The organism is Pseudonocardia oceanicola, from assembly GCF_047200735.1.
In the GTDB taxonomy this organism is placed as follows: domain Bacteria; phylum Actinomycetota; class Actinomycetes; order Mycobacteriales; family Pseudonocardiaceae; genus Pseudonocardia.
The window spans coordinates 1-205 of sequence record NZ_JBJZON010000129.1; the positions used below are offsets into that span (position 1 = coordinate 1).

Below are 205 nucleotides of genomic sequence, written 5' to 3' on the forward strand. Positions count from 1 at the left end.
CCTATGGATGTCAAGCGACGGCTGGGACGTCCTGGGGTGCGAGTAGTGCCTGGTAGATCTCTCGGGCGATGTAGCGCTTGAGGCAGCGGATGATCTCCTTCTTCGACATGCCTTGGGCGGTGCGGCGCTGGACGTAGGCGCGGGTGCGTGGGTCCCAGCGCAGGCGGCAGAGCACGATCCGGTAGAGCGCGGCGTTGGCCTGACG

1 pseudogene is annotated in these 205 nt (G+C 66.3%); it reads right to left on the reverse strand.

Annotated elements, in window-relative coordinates:
- Positions 1-10: 10 nt before the first annotated feature.
- Positions 11-205: pseudogene (locus tag ACL02T_RS35110) on the reverse strand (IS110 family transposase); the annotation flags it as partial.